The following is a 19,032-nucleotide window of genomic DNA, read 5'->3' on the forward strand; positions in this document are numbered from 1 at the left end:
ATGAGCCGGCTCACACCAAGCAACGAGTCATCCAACGGTGTGTTCAGGGCAGACCGAACTTCGCCGCGAGCAACAGATTGGGGGACCCGGGCTTGTTGCAAAAAGTTGCCGTTCCGGCCCGAGCTGTCGGCGGCTTCTTCGAGATGTCGATCGAGACCGCACGTGCCGCTTTCCGGCGTCCGTTTCAGATGCGGGAGTTCCTGGACCAGACGTGGATGGTCGCGCGGGTGTCACTGGTTCCCACCCTGCTGGTGTCCATCCCCTTCACGGTGCTCGTCGCGTTCACCCTGAACATCCTGCTGCGCGAGATCGGCGCCGCCGACTTGTCCGGCGCCGGAACGGCATTCGGCACCATCACGCAGCTCGGCCCGATCGTCACCGTGCTGGTGGTGGCCGGAGCCGGTGCCACCGCCATCTGCGCGGACCTGGGTGCCCGCACCATCCGCGAGGAAATCGACGCGATGCGGGTCCTCGGTATCGATCCCATCCAGCGACTGGTGGTGCCCCGCGTGCTGGCCTCCACCCTGGTCGCGCTGCTGCTCAACGGACTGGTCTGCATCATCGGCCTGTCCGGGGGTTACGCGTTCTCCGTTTTCCTGCAGGGCGTCAACCCGGGCGCGTTCATCAACGGACTGACCGTGCTCACCGGGCTGCGTGAGCTGATCCTCGCCGAAGTCAAGGCGCTGCTGTTCGGAGTGATGGCGGGACTGGTCGGCTGCTACCGCGGCCTCACCGTCAAGGGCGGACCCAAGGGAGTCGGCAACGCCGTCAACGAAACGGTGGTCTATGCGTTCATCTGCCTCTTCGTGATCAACGTCGTCATGACCGCCATCGGCGTCAGAATCTCGGCCAAGTAGGTGCGGGTAACAGATGACGGCCAACGAGCGATGGTGAAGATGCGATGAGCTACGACGCCACACTCCGCTTCAAGCGCTTCTTCTCGAGGTTCGCCGCGCCGGTCGACAACTTCGGCGAGCAGGCGCTGTTCTACGGCGAAACCGTGCGCTACATCCCCAACGCCGTCACGAAGTACCGCAAGGAGACCATCCGCCTCATCGCCGAGATGACGCTGGGCGCCGGTGCGTTGATCATGATCGGCGGCACCGTCGGCGTCGCGGCCTTCCTCACGCTGGCCTCCGGCGGTGTCATTGCCGTGCAAGGTTATTCGTCGCTGGGCAACATCGGTATCGAGGCGCTCACCGGCTTCCTCTCGGCGTTCCTCAACGTTCGCGTCGTCGCCCCGGTCATCGCCGGCATCGCGCTGGCCGCCACCATCGGCGCCGGCGCCACCGCCCAGCTGGGTGCGATGCGGGTCTCCGAGGAGATCGACGCCGTCGAATGCATGGCGGTGCACTCGGTGTCCTACCTGGTGTCGACCCGGCTGATCGCGGGACTGGTGGCCATCATCCCGCTGTACTCACTGTCGGTGCTGGCCGCCTTCTTCGCCGCCCGCTTCACGACGGTGTTCATCAACGGACAGTCCGCGGGCCTGTACGACCACTACTTCAACACCTTCCTGATCCCCTCGGACCTGTTGTGGTCGTTCGCGCAGGCCATCGCCATGTCGATCGCGGTCATGCTGGTGCACACCTATTACGGCTACAACGCCAGCGGCGGGTCGGTCGGCGTGGGCATTGCCGTCGGCCAGGCGGTGCGCACCTCGCTGATCGTCGTCGTCGTCATCACCCTGCTCATCTCGCTCGCTGTATACGGGGCGTCCGGCAACTTCAACCTCTCGGGGTAAGGGCTATGGCAGGCATAGGATCACGACGAACCGCGGGCCGACTGGCCGCGGCGACGCTCGCTGGTTTGATGGTGGCGGCGGCGGTGCTGACCTACCTGTCCTACACCGCGGCATTCACCTCGACCCAGACCGTGACGGTCGCGTCCAAGCGCGCCGGACTGGTGATGGAGCCGGGTGCCAAGGTCAAGTTCCGCGGCATCCAGATCGGCAAGGTCGAAGACATCAGCTACAGCGGCGACCAGGCGCGCCTCAAGCTGGCCATCTACAGCGACGACCTGCATTTCATCCCGTCCAACGCCACGGTGCACATCGCGGGCAACACGATTTTCGGTGCCAAGTCGGTGGAGTTCATCCCGCCCCAGAGCCCGTCGCCGACGTCGATTCGCCCGAACGCCACGGTGGAGGCCTCCGCGGTACAGCTAGAGGTCAACACGCTGTTCCAGTCGCTGACCAACCTGCTGCACAAAGTCGACCCGGTCGAGTTGAACGGCACCCTGAGCGCGCTGTCGGAAGGCCTGCGCGGCCACGGCGACGACCTGGGGGCGCTGCTGTCCGGACTCAATACGCTGACGCGCCAAGCGAATCCGAAACTGCCGACACTGCAGGAGGATTTCCGCAAGGCCGGCATCGTGACCAACATCTACGGTGACGCCGCGCCCGATCTGAACACGGTGTTCGCGAATCTCCCGACGATCAGCAAGACGGTCGTCGACGAGCAGACCAACCTCAACACCACGCTGCTGGCCGCAATCGGTCTGGCCAACAACGGTTACGAGACACTAGCGCCGGCCGAGCAGAACCTGATCGACACCATCAACCGGCTGCGGGCCCCGCTGAAAGTGGCGGCCGACTACTCGCCGGAGTTCGGCTGCCTGCTCGCCGGCATCGACCGCGGCATCAAGGAGTTCGCCCCGTTGATCGGCGTGCGCAAGGCGGGCCTGTTCACCTCGTCGAGCTTCGTGATCGGCGCCCCGGCCTACACGTATCCCGAGAGCCTGCCGAACGTTAACGCCTCCGGCGGCCCGAACTGCCGCGGCCTGCCCGACATCCCCACCAAGCAGACCGGCGGGTCGTACTACCGGGCGCCGTTCCTGGTCACCGACAACGCGAACATCCCCTACGAGCCGTTCACCGAGTTGCAGTTCGACGCGCCGTCGACCCTGCAGTTCCTCTTCCATGGCGCCTTCGCAGAGCGGGACGATTTCTGATGGCCTCCGGAGCAATGCCGTCGCACCGGTCGATGATGATCAAGGTCGGCATCTTCGTCGTGACGATGGTGCTGGCCAGTGCCGCCCTGGTGGTGGTGTTCGGCGACTTCCGGTTCGGTTCGGAGAACACCTATCACGCCACATTCCTGGACGCCTCCAAGCTCAAGGGTGGCCAGAAGGTGCGTATCGCCGGTGTGCCCGTCGGCGCGGTGTCCGGGGTGAAGCTCAACCCCGACAACACCGTCGACGTGGAATTCGGTGTCGACGCCCGCTACACGCTGTACTCATCCAGCCGCGCAGTGATCCGCTACGAGAACCTGGTCGGCGACCGGTTCCTGGAGATCACCTCCGGCCCCGGTGAACTGCGCAAGCTGCCGCCCGGCGGGACGATGAACTCCCAGCACACCCAGCCCGCGCTCGATCTCGACGCGCTGCTCGGTGGGCTCAAGCCGGTGCTCAAAGGCCTGGACGCCGACAAGATCAACACGATCAGCAGCGCCGTCATCGAACTGTTGCAGGGTCAGGGCGGCGCGCTGGCCAACGTGCTCGCCGACACCAGCAGCTTCTCCAACGCGCTGGGCAAGCGCGACCAGCTGATCGGCGACGTGATCACCAACCTCAACACGGTTTTGGGCACCGTCGACCAGCGCAGCGCCCAGTTCTCGGCCAGCGTCGACCAGCTGCAGCAGCTGATCGAGGGGCTGGCCAAGAACAAGGACACCATCGCCGGAGCCATCCCGCCGCTGGCCTCGACCGTCACGGATCTCACTGAGCTGCTGCGCAATTCGCGCCGCCCGCTGCAGGGGGTGCTGGAGAATGCACGGCCGTTCGCCACCGAGCTCGACACCCGCAAAGCCGAGATCAACAACGACGTCGAGCAACTCGGCGAGGACTACCTGCGGCTGGCGGCACTGGGCACCTACGGGTCGTTCTTCAACATCTACTTCTGCTCGGTGACGATCAAGATCAACGGGCCGGCGGGTTCCGACATCCGGTTGGGCCTCGGCGGCCAGGTGGATTCCAGCAAGGGGAGGTGCGCCTTTGCCAAGCAATAAGAAGCCAGGCAGCAAGCGCGACCAGGATCCGCTCCGCACCGGCATCATCGGCCTGGCGGTCGTGACCTTCGTCGTCCTCATCGCCTTCGGCTACTCGGGGCTGCCGTTCTGGCCGCAGGGCAAGACCTACACGGCGTACTTCAGCGACGCGGGCGGCATCACGCCCGGCAACAACGTGCTGGTCTCCGGCGTCAAGGTGGGCAAGGTGTCCGACGTCGAACTGGCCGGTGACACCGCCAAGGTCACCTTCAGCGTCGACCGGCACGTCGTCGTCGGCGACCAGTCGCTGGCCGCGATCCGCACCGACACCATCCTCGGCGAGCGTTCGATCTCGGTGAGCCCCGGCGGCTCGGGCAACGCGACCACCATTCCGCTCAGCCGGACCACCACGCCCTACACCCTGGCCGGCGCGCTCGAGGACCTCGGGCAGAACGCGAACAACCTCAACAAGCCACAGTTCGAACACGCGCTGAACGTGCTCACCGAGACGCTGCACGACGCGACCCCCGGGTTGCGCGGCGCGCTGGACGGCGTGACGACCCTGTCGCGCACCCTCAACAGCCGTGACGAAGCGCTGCAGGGTCTGCTTGCGCACGCCAAGTCGGTGACGGCGGTGTTGTCCGACCGTGCCGGGCAGGTGAAGAAGCTGGTGGACCAGGGCGATCAACTGTTCGCCGCGCTGGACGAGCGCCGCTCCGCGTTGAGCGCGCTGATCTCCGGCATCGACGACGTGTCCGCGCAGTTGTCCGGCTTCGTCAACGACAACCGCAAGGAGTTCGGTCCCGCCCTGACCAAGATCAACCAGGTGCTGGCCAACCTGAACGAGCGCCGCGACTACATCACCGAGGCACTCAAGAGGTTGCCGACGTACGCCACCACACTGGGCGAGGTGGTCGGCTCCGGTCCCGGCTTCAACGTCAACGTCTTCGGCGCCATCCCGGCGCCGCTGGTGGCCACCATGTTCGACGCGGTCTTCCAGCCGGGCAAGCTGCCGGACAGCTTCGCCGACTACCTGCGCGGCATGATCCAGGAACGGTGGACGATTAGGCCGAAATCACCATGATCGAGTCCATATGACAACAGCGAAGCGCTTCGGTAGCAAGGGTTGGCGGACCGTCACCATCGTCGTCCTGGTGGCGGTGCTGGTGGGTGGCGCCTACGTGCTGTTCTCGGCCGGCGGCGGGGGACGCAAGCTCACGGCCTACTTCACCTCGGCCGTCGGGCTCTACCCCGGTGACCAGGTGCGCGTCCTGGGCGTGCCGGTGGGCGAGATCGAGTCGATCGAACCGCGGCCGGCCGACGTCAAGATCACCATGAAGGTCAAGGACGGCCTCAAGATCCCGGCGGACGCCAAGGCCGTGATCATGTCGCCGAACCTGGTGGCAGCCCGCTTCATCCAGCTCACCCCGGCGTTCACCGGCGGCCCCTCGTTGCCGGACGGCGCCAGCATCGACCTGACCCGCACCGCGGTCCCGGTGGAGTGGGACGAGGTCAAGGAAGCGCTGACCCAACTGTCGGTCTCGCTGAGCCCGGCGGCCGGCGAGATGCAGGGCCCGTTGGGCGCGGCGATCAACCAGGCCGCGGACACCCTCAACGGCAACGGCGACTCCTTCCACAACGCCTTGCGCGAGCTTGCGCAAGTCGCTGGGCGACTTGGGGATTCGCGCAGCGACATCTTCGGCACGGTGAAGAACCTGCAGGTGCTCGTCGACGCGCTGTCGCAGAGCAACGAACAGATCGTGCAATTCGCCGGGCATGTGGCGTCGGTGTCGCAGGTGCTCGCCGACAGTTCCCGGGACCTCGACCACACCCTGGGATCGCTCAACCAGGCCCTGTCGGACGTCCGGGGATTCCTGCACGAGAACAACGCGACGCTGATCGAGACGGTGAACCAGCTCACCGACTTCACCCAGACCCTGAGCGACCAGAGCGAGAACATCGAGCAGGTGCTGCACGTCGCGGGTCCCGGTATCACGAACTTCTACAACATCTATGACCCCGCGCAGGGCACCCTGAACGGTCTGCTCTCACTGCCCAACTTCCTGAACCCGGTGCAGTTCATCTGCGGTGGTTCCTTCGACACCGCGGCCGGCCCGTCGGGACCGGAATACTTCAAGCGCGCCGAGATCTGCCGCGAGCGCCTCGGCCCGGTGCTGCGCCGGCTCACCGTGAACTTCCCGCCGATCATGTTCCACCCGATCAACACCATCACGGCCTACAAGGGGCAGATCATCTATGACACCCCGGCCACCGCGGCCAAGGCGGAGACGCCCGTTCCGGAACTGACCTGGATTCCGGCCAAGGGTTCGGGCCAGCCGGCGCCGAGCAACGTCACGGACCTGCAGAACCTGTTCGTCCCGAATGCCCCCGGTCCCGGCCCGGCATCGCCACCGGGGTACGGGCCCGCGCCGGGTCCCGCCCCCGCCGCCCCCGCTGCGGCACCCGGACCGCTGCCTGCCGAGCAAGGAGCGGGTCGATGAAGCGAATCCTGTTGCGCGCCGGCGTATTCGTCACGGGCAGCACTCTGTTGGCCGGTTGCTCGTTCGGTGGCCTGAACTCCCTGTCGCTGCCCGGCACCGCCGGTCACGGTGGAGGCGCCTATTCGATCACCGTCGAACTGCCCGATGTGTCGACGTTGCCGCAGAACTCGCCGGTCATGGTCGACGACGTCACGGTGGGCAGTGTGTCCGGCATCTCGGCAGAGCAGCGTTCCGACGGATCCTTTTACGCCGCAGTGAAACTCGCGCTGGACAAGAACGTGGTGCTGCCGGCCAACGCGGTCGCCAAGGTTGCCCAGACCTCGCTGCTGGGTTCTCTGCACATCGACCTGGCTCCGCCCACCGACCAGGCCCCGACGGGCCGGCTGGGCAACGGATCGCGCATTCCGGAGTCCAGGACGGGCCGCTTCCCGACCACCGAGGAGGTCTTCTCGGCGCTGGGCGTGGTGGTCAACAAGGGCAATGTCGGTGCGCTGGAAGAGATCACCGACGAGACCTATCAGGCCGTGGCCGGGCGGCAGGGCCAGTTCGTCGACCTGGTGCCGCGGCTGGCGGAGCTGACGTCGGGCCTCAACAAACAGGTCAACGACATCATTTCCGCCGTCGAGGGGCTGAACCGGTTCTCCTCGATCCTGGCCCGCGACAAGGACAATCTGGGCCGGGCGCTGGACACGTTGCCCGACGCGCTGCGGGTGCTGAACAAGAACCGGGACAACATCGTTCAGGCATTCAGCGCCCTGAACAAGCTGGCGATGGTCACCTCCAACGTGCTGTCCAAGACCAAGGCCGACTTCGCCGCCGACCTCAAGGACCTGTATTCGGCGATCAAGGCGCTCAACGACAACAGGAAGAACTTCGTCACCTCGTTGCAGATCATGCTGACGTTCCCGTTCCCGAACTTCGGCATCAAGCAGGCGGTGCGCGGCGACTACCTGAACGTCTTCACCACGTTCGACCTGACTCTGCGCCGGCTCGGTGAGACGTTCTTCACCACCAGCTACGCCATGGACCCGAACATGATGCACATGGATGAGGTGCTCAATGCACCCGACTTCCTGATGGGCGAAATGGCCAACCTGTCCGGACAAGCGGCCGACCCGTTCAAGATCCCGCCCGGCACGGCGGCGCAGTAGAGGCGGGGACGATGATCGACAGACTTACCAAGATCCAGCTGTCCATATTCGCGGCTATCACCGTGATCACGCTGACCGTGATGGCGATCTTCTATCTGCGCCTGCCGTCCACGTTCGGCATCGGAACTTACGGTGTGAGCGCCGATTTCGTCGCCGGCGGCGGCATCTACAAGAACGCCAACGTCACCTACCGCGGCGTCGCCGTGGGCCGGGTGGACTCGGTGCAACTGAACCCGAGCGGCGTCACCGCCGAGATGCGGCTCAACAGCGGGACCCCGATCCCGTCGAACGTCACCGCGACGGTCAAGAGCGTGTCGGCGATCGGTGAGCAGTACATCGACCTGGTGCCGCCGGCCAACCCCGCGCCGGGCAAGCTGCGCAACGGAGCCAAGATCGACCGTGCCAACACCCGCATCGGTCAGGACGTCGCCGACCTGCTCAAGAAGGCCGAGACATTGGTCAACAGCCTCGGCGACACCCGCTTGCGCGAGGTGCTGCACGAGGCGTTCCTGGCGACCAACGGCACCGGTCCGGAACTGGCCAGGCTGGTCGAATCAGCCCGGCTGCTGGTCGACGAGGCCAACACCAACTACCCGCAGGTCTCCCAGCTGATCGACCAGGCCGGACCGTTCCTGCAGGCCCAGGTGCGCGCCGGCGCCGACATCAAGTCGCTGTCGGACGGGCTCGCCCGCTTCACCTCCGAGGTGCGCCGGGCCGACCCGCGGCTGCGCGACACGCTGGCCACCGCGCCGGGTGCGCTCGACGAGGCCAACGAGACCTTCAGCGGTATCCGCCCGTCGTTCCCGGCGCTCGCGGCCAACATGGCGAATCTGGGCCGGGTCGGCGTCATCTACCACAAATCGATCGAGCAACTCCTCGTCGTGTTCCCGGCGCTGTTCGCCGCGATCACGACGGCGGCTGGCGGCGAACCGCAGGACGAGGGCGCGAAGCTGGACTTCAAGCTCGACCTGAACGACCCGCCGCCGTGCAGCACCGGCTTCATTCCGGCGCCCCTGATGCGCACGCCGGCCGACGAGACGGTGCGGGAAGTCCCGCGCGACATGTACTGCAAGACCGCGCAGAATGATCCAAGCACCGTGCGTGGCGCGCGCAACTACCCGTGCCAGGAGTTCCCCGGAAAGCGGGCACCGACGGTGCAGTTGTGCCGCGACCCGCGTGGGTACGTCCCGGTCGGCACCAACCCCTGGCGAGGACCACCGATCCCGTACGGCACCCCGGTCACCAACGGGCTGAACGTCCTGCCGCCGAACCACTTCCCGTTCATCCCGCCGGGAGCCGATCCCGATCCGGGGACGCCGATCGTCGGGCCCCCGCCCCCGGGGGTGACACCCGGCCCGGGTCCGGCACCACATCAGCCGGCCTACGACCCGCCGCCGCCCAACAACGTCCCGCCGCCGCCGGGTAATCCGTCGTGGATGCCGCCGAACTACCCGCCGGAGCCACCGCAGCTCCCGTACCCCAAGTACATCGAGCCGCCGGGGCCGCCGGTCGGCACCGGTCCGGCAGAGGCCAACGGGGCCGGCTACACCACGACGTACGACCCGTCTACCGGCCGGTTCAAGGATCCTTCCGGCGGCACTGGTATCTTCGCGTCCGGCGTTACCGGTCCCTCCAGCGCCGAAAGCTGGGTGGACCTCATGCTCGCTCCGAAAACCTCTTAGTGGATCCAGTGGTGACAGAAGAACAGGCGACGACCCAGCGCGTCCGCCGCCGGGCGTCGCGCGCGGCGGGTCCGCCGAAAGGCGCGCAGGTCAGCGCGGGGGCGGAGGTCGACGGCGCCACCGGGTCAGAAACCGACACCGGCTCCGGGACCCGGCAGGCTAACAAAACCGCGCCGAAGCGACCGTCCAAGAAGAAGACCATCAGCGCGCGGCCGCCGCGGCGACGCCGGCCGCACGGCCGGATGGTCGGCTGGGTCTCCCTGGCCGCCTCGGTCGTAGTGATCGCCGGACTGGTGTGGGGCGTCGTGGTTCTGGTCGGTCAACACCGCGCGGCCGAGGCCCGGCAGGCCCGCGAGCAGCGCTTCGTCGACACCGCCTCGCAGACCGTGGTGAACATGTTCAGCTACACCCAGGACACCATCGACGAGTCGGTGAACCGGTTCGTCAACGGCACCAGCGGCCCGCTGCGCAGCAAGTTCGGGGCGGAGAACGTCGAGTTCCTCAAGCAGTTGTTCCGCAAGACCAACGCGACCTCCGAAGCGGTGATCAACGGTGCCGCCCTGGAGAGCATCGACAACGTCAGCGACAACGCCTCGGTGCTGGTCGCGGTGCGGGTGACCGTCGCCGACATCGACGGGGTGAACAAGCCGTCCCAGCCGTACCGGTTGCGGGTCATCGTGCATCAGGACGAGCGCGGCCAGATGACCGGCTATGACCTGACCTACCCCGACGGGGGCAACTGATGCGCTGGTCGCGGTGGCTGTTCTCGGTCGCCGGTGCCCTGGCCATCGCCGCGGTGGTGGGGTTGTCGGCAGTCGGCGGCTGGTTCTACTGGGACCGGGTGGAGGCCAGGGGTGAACAGGCCGCGCGGGCGGAATTGCCCAAGCTGGCCGAGAAGGAGATCCCGCAGTTCTTCGGCTACGACTTCCAGACCATCGAGCGCAGCCTCAACGACGTGTATCCGTTGCTGACGCCGGATTACCGCCAGGAGTTCAAGAAGGTCGTCAACGCGCAGATCATCCCCGAGGCCAAGAAGCGCGAGATGGTGGTCCAGGCGAACGTGGTCGGCGTGGGAGTCATGGCAGCCAAACGCGATTCGGCGACCGCGATGGTCTACATGAACCGCATCGTCACCGACAAGTCACGCGAGCCGCACTATGACGGCAGCAGGTTGCGGGTGGAGTTCAAGCGCGTCGACGGCAAGTGGCTGATCTCCTACATCACGCCGATCTAGACCTGCTCTAGAACCGCTCTAGAAGCAGATCGCAATCTCGTTGCAGTCCATCGGATAACGCTGCACCGGGCTGGGCGGCGGTCCGGCGAGTTGCAGCGAGAACGGTTCCTTCTTCATGTCCGGCTGCATGCCGCACACCGCGCCGTGCAAGGTGGTGTGGGTACCCGTCAGGGTTTCGTCGCTGAACGCGTAGGTCTCGGTGGTCTCGCCGAAGCCGCCGCTGGGACAGGCCACACCCTCGGCCTTGCTGATGGTGAAGGTCCACAGCATGCTGCTCATCCGCGCCCGCGCGCTGAAGTTCTGCAGGTGCTCGGCGCGGCTGTTGTTCGCCGGCGTTGTGCTCACCACGTTCAGCGCGCAGTTCATCGCGAACACGATCGGGTCGGAATAGTTGTTCATATTGCGGGTGCCCGACGGCTGCGCGCACAGCGCGGTGATGTTCCAGGTGGCGCCGGAGACGCCCGCCTCGTTCAACGTGTAGGCGCCGTCCGCGGGAGGACCGATGGCATACGCCGGGTTTTCCGATTGCAACGCCATGCCTGCTGCGACGGCCGAGCCGATGGCGGCACCGGCGGCCAGCCCGCGACGGATTCTCACGCGTCCAGTATCACAGCGATCCGGCGCGAAAACCATCGAATCGGGCGCTCAGCTGCGCGCGGTCGGTTGCGCGTCTTCGGCCCCGGACGCCAGCGCGTCGAGAAACGAACGGGCCCAACGGTCTACGTCGTGGGCGAGCACCTGCCGGCGCATCGCGCGCATGCGGCGCCGGCCCTCTTCCTCGGTCTGGGTGAGCGCCGCTTCGATGGCGTCCTTGACGCCCTCCAGGTCATGCGGGTTCACCAGATAGGCCTGACGCAGTTCTGCTGCGGCGCCGGTGAATTCGGACAGGACCAGGGCGCCGCCGAGGTCGCTGCGGCACGCGACGTACTCCTTGGCCACCAGATTCATTCCGTCCCGCAGCGGGGTGACCAGCATGACGTCGCTGGCGACGAAGAACGCGATGAGTTCGTCCCGGGGGACCGGGCGGTGCAGGTAATGCACCACCGGATGGGCGACCTCGGCGTACTCGCCGTTGATATGCCCCACCTGCCGTTCGATGTCGTTGCGCAGAATCTGGTAGCTCTCGACACGCTCGCGGCTGGGGGTGGCCAACTGGATCAGCACGGTGTCGTCCCGCTTGGCGCGGCCCTCTTCGAGCAACTCGTTGAAGGCTCGCAGCCGCACGTCGATGCCCTTGGTGTAGTCGAGCCGGTCGACGCCCAGCAGCACCTTGCGCGGGTTGCCGAGTTCCGCGCGGATCTCCCGGGCCCGCCGCCTGATGTTGCGGTCGCGGGCAGCGTGGTCGAGTGCGCCGGAGTCGATCGAGATCGGGAATGCACCCACCCGCACCACGCGGGAGTCGTACTCCACCTCTCCGAACCGTGACCGCACGCCGACCGAACCCCGGGAGGTGTTGGCGCCGATCAGCTGCCGCGCCAGGACCAGGAAGTTCTGGGCGCCGCCGGCCAGGTGGAAGCCCACCAGATCGGCGCCCAGCAGACCCTCGATGATCTCAGTGCGCCAGGGCAGCTGCCTGAACAGTTCGACCGGGGGGAACGGGATGTGCAGAAAGAATCCGATGGTCAGGTCCGGCCGCAGGCTCCGCAGCATCTTGGGCACCAGCTGCAGCTGATAGTCCTGCACCCAGACGGTGCCGTTCTTGGCGGCCGCGCGGGCGGTGGCCTCGGCGAATCGGCGGTTGACGTCGACGTAGCGGTCCCACCATTCGCGGTGATAGATCGGTTTGACGATGACGTCGTGGTACAGCGGCCACAGGGTGGCGTTGGAGAAACCCTCGTAGTAGTCCGCGACGTCCTGGGCGCTCAGCCACACCGGGTGGAGCTGAAGTTCGTCCTGGATGATCGGCTCGTCGTCCGGTTCGGCGACGGCGTCGCTGACCAGTCCGGGCCAGCCGATCCAGGCGCCGCGCCGTTTGCGCAGCAGCGGCTCGAGAGCGGTGACGAGCCCGCCGGGACTGCGCTTCCAGGTGGTGCTGCCGTCAGGCAGCCGCTCCATGTCGACGGGCAGCCGGTTGGCCACCACCACGAAGTCGGAGTCGCCGAAGCCCGCCTTCGCAGCCCGGCTGCTCCTGGCAGCCATTAGCTTTCGTGCTTCGCCGGACCAATACCGAGCATGGATAAGAAGACGCGGCACTCATCGGCGTCGTTGGCGTAGGCGGCCACGACACGCCGGGCCTGACTTGCGGTGCTGTCGGCCAGCGGTTCCACGTCGCCGATGTCACCATGGTCCGTTTTTGTTGGCATTAACTAACTGTAAGCCAAGACGTGCTATAGCCCGTCCGGAGTCCGCAACCCAGCGGCTCCCCGCTTACACACTCGCCGTAATGTGTAAAGCCACGTCGTGACAAGTGAGGTGGGCGGAATGACAGTTTCCGATCAGACCAGCGCCGGTGCTGAGTCCCAGAATGCCGAACCGCCGCAGATGGTGGTCTACGAAACCCTGGACGAGGGCCGCATTGCGCGGATCTGGCTGAATCGGCCAGAGGCTCACAACGCCCAGAACCGCACCCTGCTGGTGCAGCTCGACGAGGCGTTCTCCCGCGCCGAAGCCGACGACACCGTGCGCGTGGTGATCCTAGCGGCACGCGGCCGCAACTTCTCTGCCGGCCACGACCTCGGGTCGGAGGAAGCGGTGCTCGAGCGCAAGCCCGGCCCGCATCAGCACCCCACCTTCCGCTCGCACGGTGGCACCCTCGAGCCGGTGGTCGAGAAGCTCTACCACCAGGAGTGGCACTTCTTCTTCGAGAACACCCGCCGTTGGCGTGACCTGCGCAAGATCACCATCGCCCAGGTGCAGGGCAACGCGATCTCGGCCGGGTTGATGCTGATCTGGGCGTGCGACCTGATCGTGGCGGCCGACAACGCGAAGTTCAGCGACGTCGTCGCGGTGCGGCTGGGCATGCCGGGCGTCGAGTATTACGCCCACCCTTGGGAATTCGGTGCCCGCAAGGCCAAAGAGCTGCTGCTGACCGGTGATTCGCTGGACGCCGACGAGGCTTATCGACTGGGCATGGTGTCCAAGGTCTTCCCGCTCGACGACCTCGAGGAGAAGACCCTGGAGTTCGCGCGGCGCATCGCCGAACGGCCCACCATGGCATCGCTTCTGGTGAAGGCGTCGGTCAACGCCGCTGCTGATGCGATGGGTTTCACCGAGGCGCTGCGCCATGCGTTTCACGTCCACGAACTCGGGCACGCGCACTGGGCGGCCCACAACGAGAACAGGTTCCCCGTCGGCCTGCCGCCCGACGTCGAGGACTGGCGCACCGCGCGGCCGACTAAGGTCGCCCGCCGCGATACGCCGTAAGGAGCATGGTTCGATAGTTAGAACCTGTTTCAGTTTTCGGCGAGAGGGCGGCCCGTGCAGCTTTCATTCACCGACCGGACGTATCTGGTCACCGGCGGCGGCAGCGGTATCGGCAAGGCGGTGGCGACCGGCCTGGTGGACGGCGGGGCATCGGTCATGATCGTCGGCCGCAACGCGGACCGGCTGGCCTCGGCCGTCGCCGAAATCGAGGGTCTGCAACTGCCCGGATCCATTCGCTACGAACCGGCCGACGTCACCAACGAAGACGAGGTCGCCCGGGTGGTGGATGCCGCGACGGCGTGGCACGGCCGGTTGTTCGGAGCCGTGCACAGTGCCGGAGGCTCCCTGACCATCGGGCCGCTCACCCACACCGACTCCGAGGCCTGGCGACGCACTGTCGACCTCAACGTCAACGGCACCATGTACGTGCTCAAGCACGTCGCCCGGGAGCTGGTGCGCGGCGGCGGCGGGTCTTTCGTGGCGATCTCCTCGATCGCCGCCAGCAACACCCACCGCTGGTTCGGGCCGTACGGTGTCACCAAGTCCGCCATCGATCACATGATGCGGCTGGCCGCCGACGAACTCGGGCCGTCCTGGGTGCGGGCCAACAGCATCCGTCCCGGCCTGATCCGTACCGACCTGGTGGATGCCAGCGTCATCCAGTCTCCGGAGATCAGCGGCGACTATGCGCTGTGCACGCCGCTGCCCCGGGTGGGCGAGGTCGAGGACGTCGCCAACCTGGCCATGTTCCTGCTCAGCGATGCCGCCAGCTTCATTACCGGCCAGTGCATCAACGTCGACGGTGGCCACATGCTGCGCCGCGGCCCGGATTACTCGTCGATGATGGAGCAGATGTTCGGCGCCGAGGCGCTGCGCGGAGTGGTGTAGGGCCGCCCTAGCGGCCGATAGCTCGTCGTTATTGCGCTGCGCCGACTAATTGGCGGCGCCATTCTGGTACGTGCGTTGCACATTGCCGATAATTCGTGAAGTCTTTTGACAACACCCGGCTGTGTGTTCAAATTCTTGTTTTCCTTCCACCTCGTGGACCAGTGCGTGCTACGTTCTGCCGATCCGATTGTTATCCGTTCGATATATGCCTGTTATAGGCAAATATGTCTCGTGATCTAAGGAATTAGACATGTCATATGTGATTGTCGAACCAGAACTGCTGGCGGCCACGGCGGCCGATGTCGCCGATATCGGCTCGACGCTCAGCGCTGCCAATGCCGCCGCCGCGGCACCGACCACCCAGTTGGCGGCGCTCGGTGTCGACGAGATATCGGCGGCGGTCAACGGGTTCCTCAACCTGCAGGCCAGGCAGTATCAGGCCATCAGCGCCCAGCTCGCGGCCACCGTCAACGCCCGGATCGTGCAGGCGCTGAACGCGGGCGCGCAATGGTATGCCGGCACCGAAGCGGCCATCGCAGGCTCGCTGCGCAACGCCGAGCAGCAGCTGCAGGGTGTCGTGAGCCTGTTGACGGGCCGTCCTGCCCCCACCACCCCGTCGACGTCGACACCGACCGAGCCCACCACGCCGACGACCCCCACCACCCCGACGACCCCCACCACGCCGACCACCCCGACGACCCCGACGACGCCGACCACCCCGACCACGCCGACGACCCCGGCCGGGCTGTCCGCGACCTACACGACGGCCTCGCAATGGGACGGCGGATTCATCGGCAAGTACACGATCACCAATTCCGGTGCGACGCCGATAAACAATTGGCAGCTGCAATTCACCATGCCCACCGGATCGTCAGTAACGAGCGCGTGGGGCGGCCAACTCGCCTCGACCGGCGCCCAGCAGTACAGCGTGACCCCGGCGAGCTACAACGGGACGATCGCGCCCGGTACCTCCGTCGAGGTCGGCTTCCAAGCCGCCCAGACCGGTGCGTACTCGCCACCGACGAATCCACTGATCAACGGCACCCCGGTCACCACCACGCCGACCACGCCGACCACGCCGCCCACCACCCCACCCACCACGCCCCCGACAGGTGGGACGGTCATTTCCACCCAGTACGGGACGACGACGGTCAACGGCGGCTACGTGGTTCAGAACAACGCCTGGAACAACCCCGCTGGTCAAACCATCAACGTCACGCCCACCGGGTTCTCCATCACCCAGATGAACGGCTCGGCCCCGACCAACGGCGCTCCGCTGGGATATCCGTCGATATTCGAGGGCGTCCACTACGGCACCTCGTCGACGGGCACCAACCTCCCGATTCAGCTGGGGCAGATCAACTCCGCAACGACCAGCATCGACTACAACTATGTGCCGACCGGCACCTGGAACGCGTCCTACGACATCTGGCTGGACTCCACGTACACCACCACCGGGGTCAACGACCAGGAGATCATGATCTGGTTCAACCACCAGGGCCCCATTCAGCCGGTGGGCGCGCCGGTCGGCACCACCACGATCAACGGCAAGACCTTCACGGTGTGGGACGGCAGCAACGGGCAGAACAACGTCATGTCCTACGTCGCCAGCCAGCCCATCGAAGTGTGGACCTTCGACGCGATGGACTTCATCGACCACACCGCCACCATGGAGCCCATCACCGATTCGTGGTACCTGACCAGCATCCAGGCCGGGTTCGAGCCGTGGAGCGGCGGCGTCGGACTGGGTGTCGACTCGTTCTCCGCGACGGTGAACTGAGGCTCCGCGTTACGCTTCCGGCATGAAGCGACTGGGCGGTCAGCGGATCCTGGTGACCGGTGCCGGATCGGGGATTGGACAGGCCACCGCCCTGCGCCTGCTCGACGAGGGGGCCACGGTGGTGGGCGCCGACGTCGTGGTGGACGGGCTGGTCGCCACCCGGGACCGCGCGGCGGCCTCGGCCGACCGGTTCACCACCAGCGTCATCGACGTCGCCGACGAGCGTTCGGTCACTGCCGGCGTGCGCAGCGCCATCGATACCCTAGGCGGGCTGGACTCGCTGGTGAATGCCGCCGGCATCCTGCGCGCCGCGCACACCCACCAGACCAGCCTGGAACTGTGGAACAGCATCGTCACCGTCAACCTGACCGGCACCTTCCTGATGGTCCGCGAAGCGTTACCGGCCCTGCTGGACAACGCGCGCAGCACCGTCGTGAACTTCAGCTCCACCTCGGCGAGCTTCGCGCACCCGTACATGGCCGCCTACGCCGCCAGCAAAGGCGGGGTCCAGGCGTTCACCCACTCGCTGGCCCTGGAATACGCCGCCGCCGGACTCCGCGCGGTCTGTGTGGCTCCGGGCAGCATCAAGTCCGGTATCACCGACGCCACTGGCGGATACATCCCGAAAGACGCCAACTGGTCGCTGTTCAGCCGCTTGATGCCAATCCTGCCCACCACGGAGAAATCCAGCGGCGCCGGCATGGCGGACCCGTCGGTGATCGCCGGCGTGATCGCGATGCTGGTTTCCGAGGACGGCAGGTTCATCACCGGCACCGAGATCCGTATCGACGGCGGCACCCACGCCTGACTGCGCGTCAGTTCACGCAGGGCACCCCGCCGCCGTCGATCGGCTTGCCTTGATCGGGCGTCGGGTAGTTGGTGAAGGTGCCGTTGTAGTAGTAGCCGTTGCTGCTCGGCTTGGTGGTGGTGGTGGTGGTCGTCGTCGTGGTACTCGTCGTGCTCGTGGTGTCCGACATCTCGTCGGCGGCCGGCAGGGAGAAGTTGGTGTCCACGGTCAGCCGGATGTGCCCGGGCGCGATGGACGAATCCGGTTGCTTGGGAGCGTCGACGCCGAGCAGGTTGGCCATGTTCTGCGCGTCGGTTTCCGCGCCCGCGCCGTACTGGATGGTGGTCGTCGAGGGATCGCCCGATTCCCGGTCGCGAACTTGCCCTGCGGTGTAGCCGCGCTTCTTCAGCGCGTTGGACACCTGGGTTGCCAGGCCGCTGATGCTGCCCGCATTGACCACATCGACGACGGTCGACGGGTTCGGCTTGGCGCTCGAGGTGTTCGGCGCCGTCGTCGGCAAATCGGCCCCGAGAGCCGCCGCGATCTCAGCCTTGATGGCGGCCGCGTCGATGATGTTGACGTCCTGGCCGTCGATGTTGTCGTAGCGCACCACGGGCAGCGTGCGGAACTCGACGTTCCCACCGGCCAGGTCGCCCATCCGGCGGAACAGTGCCTCATCCCAGCCGGCCGACAGCACGACGTCCTTGCGTGCGACGGCCATCAGGCTGTTGAGCCGGTCGAAGTTGGTGAAGGTGCCGGTGTCCTGCAGTTCATGCATGACCGAGGACAGGAAGGCCTGCTGCCGGTGGGTCCGGTCCAGATCGCCGTTCTCCAGGCCGTGCCGCTGGCGGACGAAGGAAAGTGCCTGCGAGGCGTCGAGGCGCTGCCGGCCGGCCGGAAAGTCGGCGCCGGAATACGAGTCGTACACGGGGTGGTTCAGACACACCTCGACGCCGCCCAGCGTCTGGGCCAGGTCGTAGAAACCGGCCAGATTGACCTCGGCGAAGTAGTCGATCGGAACACCGGTCAGGCTGCGTACCGCGCGCAGCGTGGCGGCCCGCCCGGCTTCGCGGCCGCGTGTCTCGAGTTCGTGCTGTGAGCTCACACCCTGGTTGGCCAGCTGGTTGGCGACGTACTGCTTGGTGAGCCCGTACGCCTCTTTGATCTTGATGTGGTTGTAGCCGGGAACGCCGTTGAAGGGCACCCAGTCGTCCCTGGGGATGGAGAAGGCGACGACTTTCCCGTCGGCGCTGACGTGAACGAGGATCAGGGTGTTGGTGTTGTAGCCGCCCTGATCGGAGTCGCCGGCGTGCAGGTGCTTCAAGATCGACCAGGGCAGGTCGTTGCCCTCCTGGTCTTTGCGGGAGTCCAGCCCGATCAGCAGGATGTTCATCGTGTTGCCGGTGGACCGGGGGTCCTCGGCGGTCAAGGCCTGCGAAATGGTGATGCCGCCGAGTGCGCCGTGCGCCACGTAATAGCCCGCGCCGGTCATACCCAGCGCCACAATCGACACCAGCGTCATGAAGCCGCGCGACAGCCGGGTGCGCAGTCGCGAGTGCTGCCGTTTTGCACGTTGATTCTTCTGAAGGCGGTGTGCGCCGCCGGAACGCGGCACTAGCGGCCCCGACCGAACACCAGCTCACCGGCCGGCACCGGGCCG

The 19,032-nt window shown here is 66.4% G+C and carries 17 protein-coding genes and 3 pseudogenes; 16 read left to right on the forward strand and 4 right to left on the reverse strand.

Annotation, left to right across the window (positions count from 1 at the left end):
- Positions 1–92 precede the first annotated feature (92 nt).
- From QXK92_RS28635 to QXK92_RS28680, 10 genes are read left to right on the forward strand one after another with little or no spacing between them, the layout of a single operon-like run.
- Complete coding sequence (locus QXK92_RS28635; protein ID WP_055581978.1) at positions 93–857, forward strand: ABC transporter permease; 765 nt, start codon at positions 93–95, stop codon at positions 855–857.
- 44 nt (positions 858–901) lie between these two features.
- Positions 902–1,744, forward strand: a complete 843-nt coding sequence (locus QXK92_RS28640) for an ABC transporter permease (RefSeq protein ID WP_306247460.1) — start codon at positions 902–904, stop codon at positions 1,742–1,744.
- Positions 1,745–1,749: 5 nt separating this feature from the next.
- On the forward strand, positions 1,750–2,952 hold the full coding sequence (locus QXK92_RS28645; RefSeq protein WP_306247462.1) for a virulence factor Mce family protein: 1,203 nt from the start codon (positions 1,750–1,752) through the stop codon (positions 2,950–2,952).
- Positions 2,952–4,007, forward strand: a complete 1,056-nt coding sequence (locus QXK92_RS28650) for an MCE family protein (RefSeq protein WP_306247464.1) — start codon at positions 2,952–2,954, stop codon at positions 4,005–4,007. The genes QXK92_RS28645 and QXK92_RS28650 overlap by 1 nt, the downstream gene beginning before the upstream one ends.
- The gene (locus QXK92_RS28655) at positions 3,994–5,070 is read left to right on the forward strand and encodes a virulence factor Mce family protein (RefSeq protein ID WP_306247466.1); all 1,077 of its coding nucleotides are present in this window, start codon (positions 3,994–3,996) and stop codon (positions 5,068–5,070) included. The genes QXK92_RS28650 and QXK92_RS28655 overlap by 14 nt, the downstream gene beginning before the upstream one ends.
- Before the next feature lie 10 nt (positions 5,071–5,080).
- Positions 5,081–6,487: a virulence factor Mce family protein gene (locus tag QXK92_RS28660; RefSeq protein ID WP_306247468.1), complete on the forward strand. Its 1,407-nt coding sequence runs from the start codon at positions 5,081–5,083 to the stop codon at positions 6,485–6,487.
- Positions 6,484–7,638 carry a virulence factor Mce family protein gene (locus QXK92_RS28665; protein WP_306247470.1) on the forward strand — a complete coding sequence of 385 codons (1,155 nt, stop codon included), beginning with the start codon at positions 6,484–6,486 and terminating at the stop codon, positions 7,636–7,638. The genes QXK92_RS28660 and QXK92_RS28665 overlap by 4 nt, the downstream gene beginning before the upstream one ends.
- A gap of 11 nt (positions 7,639–7,649) precedes the next feature.
- Entirely contained in the window at positions 7,650–9,320 is a 1,671-nt protein-coding gene (locus tag QXK92_RS28670; protein ID WP_306247472.1) for a virulence factor Mce family protein, read from the forward strand.
- 11 nt (positions 9,321–9,331) lie between these two features.
- Positions 9,332–10,063, forward strand: coding sequence for a mammalian cell entry protein (locus QXK92_RS28675; RefSeq protein ID WP_371934608.1), 732 nt, complete (start codon positions 9,332–9,334; stop codon positions 10,061–10,063).
- Positions 10,063–10,554, forward strand: a complete 492-nt coding sequence (locus QXK92_RS28680) for a mammalian cell entry protein (RefSeq protein WP_306247475.1) — start codon at positions 10,063–10,065, stop codon at positions 10,552–10,554. The genes QXK92_RS28675 and QXK92_RS28680 overlap by 1 nt, the downstream gene beginning before the upstream one ends.
- Positions 10,555–10,572: 18 nt before the next feature.
- Here QXK92_RS28680 and QXK92_RS28685 read toward each other — a convergent pair whose 3' ends face one another.
- The 3 genes from QXK92_RS28685 to QXK92_RS28695 are packed head-to-tail and all read right to left on the reverse strand — an operon-like array spanning position 10,573 to position 12,857.
- On the reverse strand, positions 10,573–11,151 hold the full coding sequence (locus QXK92_RS28685; RefSeq protein ID WP_306247476.1) for a hypothetical protein: 579 nt from the start codon (positions 11,149–11,151) through the stop codon (positions 10,573–10,575).
- A gap of 48 nt (positions 11,152–11,199) precedes the next feature.
- Entirely contained in the window at positions 11,200–12,693 is a 1,494-nt protein-coding gene (locus tag QXK92_RS28690; protein WP_306247477.1) for a trehalose-6-phosphate synthase, read from the reverse strand.
- Positions 12,693–12,857 carry a hypothetical protein gene (locus QXK92_RS28695; RefSeq protein WP_099051228.1) on the reverse strand — a complete coding sequence of 55 codons (165 nt, stop codon included), beginning with the start codon at positions 12,855–12,857 and terminating at the stop codon, positions 12,693–12,695. The genes QXK92_RS28690 and QXK92_RS28695 overlap by 1 nt, the downstream gene beginning before the upstream one ends.
- A 118-nt stretch (positions 12,858–12,975) precedes the next feature.
- Here QXK92_RS28695 and QXK92_RS28700 point away from each other — a divergent pair, with 118 nt between their 5' ends.
- From QXK92_RS28700 to QXK92_RS28725, 6 genes and pseudogenes are all read left to right on the forward strand, one after another.
- Positions 12,976–13,917, forward strand: coding sequence for an enoyl-CoA hydratase (locus tag QXK92_RS28700; RefSeq protein ID WP_306247487.1), 942 nt, complete (start codon positions 12,976–12,978; stop codon positions 13,915–13,917).
- Between the two features lie 54 nt (positions 13,918–13,971).
- Positions 13,972–14,805, forward strand: coding sequence for an SDR family oxidoreductase (locus QXK92_RS28705; protein ID WP_306247489.1), 834 nt, complete (start codon positions 13,972–13,974; stop codon positions 14,803–14,805).
- A 250-nt stretch (positions 14,806–15,055) separates the two neighbouring features.
- Positions 15,056–15,325, forward strand: a pseudogene (locus tag QXK92_RS28710) (PE family protein); the annotation flags it as partial.
- Between the two features lie 243 nt (positions 15,326–15,568).
- Positions 15,569–15,937 (forward strand): annotated as a pseudogene (locus QXK92_RS28715) (cellulose binding domain-containing protein); the annotation flags it as partial.
- Positions 15,938–15,976: 39 nt separating this feature from the next.
- Positions 15,977–16,585: pseudogene (locus tag QXK92_RS28720) on the forward strand (hypothetical protein); the annotation flags it as partial.
- A 22-nt stretch (positions 16,586–16,607) separates the two neighbouring features.
- Complete coding sequence (locus QXK92_RS28725; RefSeq protein WP_306247491.1) at positions 16,608–17,393, forward strand: SDR family NAD(P)-dependent oxidoreductase; 786 nt, start codon at positions 16,608–16,610, stop codon at positions 17,391–17,393.
- A 7-nt stretch (positions 17,394–17,400) separates the two neighbouring features.
- On the opposite strand, the gene QXK92_RS28730 is transcribed toward QXK92_RS28725, so the two are convergent.
- Positions 17,401–18,894, reverse strand: a complete 1,494-nt coding sequence (locus tag QXK92_RS28730) for an LCP family protein (protein WP_306247493.1) — start codon at positions 18,892–18,894, stop codon at positions 17,401–17,403.
- Positions 18,895–19,032: the final 138 nt, after the last annotated feature.

This window comes from Mycobacterium sp. TY815, assembly GCF_030755135.1.
Taxonomy (GTDB): Bacteria; Actinomycetota; Actinomycetes; order Mycobacteriales; family Mycobacteriaceae; genus Mycobacterium.